This window comes from Campylobacter sp. B0100352/1 (genome assembly GCF_020135855.1).
Taxonomy (GTDB): domain Bacteria; phylum Campylobacterota; class Campylobacteria; order Campylobacterales; family Campylobacteraceae; genus Campylobacter_D; species Campylobacter_D taeniopygiae.
Genome location: NZ_JACHTP010000066.1, coordinates 1 through 1,330, shown reverse-complemented (window position 1 = coordinate 1,330; position 1,330 = coordinate 1). Strand labels below are relative to the sequence as shown.

2 protein-coding genes are annotated in these 1,330 nt (G+C 23.4%); both read right to left on the bottom strand.

The window, feature by feature from the left end; all coding sequences use genetic code 11:
• Positions 1-645: hypothetical protein (locus H2279_RS08515; protein WP_337196277.1), on the bottom strand; the 645-nt coding region annotated here is incomplete at its 3' end.
• Positions 646-1,040: 395 nt separating this feature from the next.
• Positions 1,041-1,330: PoNe immunity protein domain-containing protein (locus tag H2279_RS08510; protein ID WP_337196276.1), on the bottom strand; the 290-nt coding region annotated here is incomplete at its 5' end.

The window sequence follows — 1,330 nt, the reverse complement described above, 5'->3', positions numbered from 1 at the left end:
GATATCATAAAGAGTGATATCGTTAATACATAGTTGATCAATATAGCCCCAAGCACCAAGTGCTGTTGCAGTGTCTATGATGTTAAAATTTTCATCATTTTTATGATTGATATTTTCAACCTTTAATTGATGAATAGCATCAAGAAGATTATAACTTTTATGATTAAAAGTAGAAGTGAAATTTTTTAAAAACTCTTCATAGTCTAAATTAGGATTATTTGTAAGTTGTTTTTGTTTTTCATAGAGTTTAATAGTAAGCCACTGTGAAAAAACAAGTTGAATGAAAGGATATTGTTTTACTAGATTAGAAAAATCATCCTTATGTTTTTCTCCAAATTCAAAAACTTCTAAAATAACATTTTTAGGTAGTTTTACTCCAAAGGCATTGTATTCATTGTCTTTTAGAGTATTTAAATTTGTGATAAGATTTTTGGTTGGATTGCCACTATAATATTTTCTTTGTACAAGACTAAAATTGATAGGGAGATAATTCTTACTATCTAAATAGTCATAAGGCGTTCCAATAGTCCTTTTATCTAAATAATAAAAAAAATCATCTTTCATACCATAATCTAAATTAAGATCTTTATCATATGCATTAAGTGTGCAAAAAATCATCACTAAAAGACATATTATTTTTTTCATGGTTATTCCTCTATGATATTTTCAAGATTAATAAAATCTATTATATCTTTATTTTTTATAATATTAATTTTAAATAATTGCATTTTTGGTAATAGTATGAAATTTATTTTAGTGTTATTTTTTTGAGAATTAAGAGTGTTAAACTAAATTATCTAAAATAGTAATACATTTTTTACTCGTGCGATTTACATATAGAATTTAACTTAAATCTTATTTTTCAATAATAAGATCTATTTAATACACCAAAACCTCACGAAAACTAAATCCTAATAAATTGTATTCTTTCTAATAAAAACAGCTATTTTATTATCTTTTACCCTAAAGATATGACTTTTAGGATCAAGTTTAAATTTTTTAAAGGTTGCTTTTTAATATTAAATATAAATAAGAAACTCCTAAATTAAATCATAAGGAAAGTATTTATAATGTTTAAATTCTTCTTTATTTAAACCCATTATCTTTACAATAACAGCACCTTCAAGATCCCAAGTATTAATAGGATCTCTTAATCTTGTATGTTTTTTCATATATTTATGTAAAAACTCAATATCTTTAGTGGCTACAAATTCTTTAATAAGTTCATGTTCTTTACGGATACACTTGCGTTCTAAATTTAAGTTTTTACCCATAGATCCTATAAAATGTAAAAACCAATCTCTATTAAAAATATCTTTTTTCTTTCTCT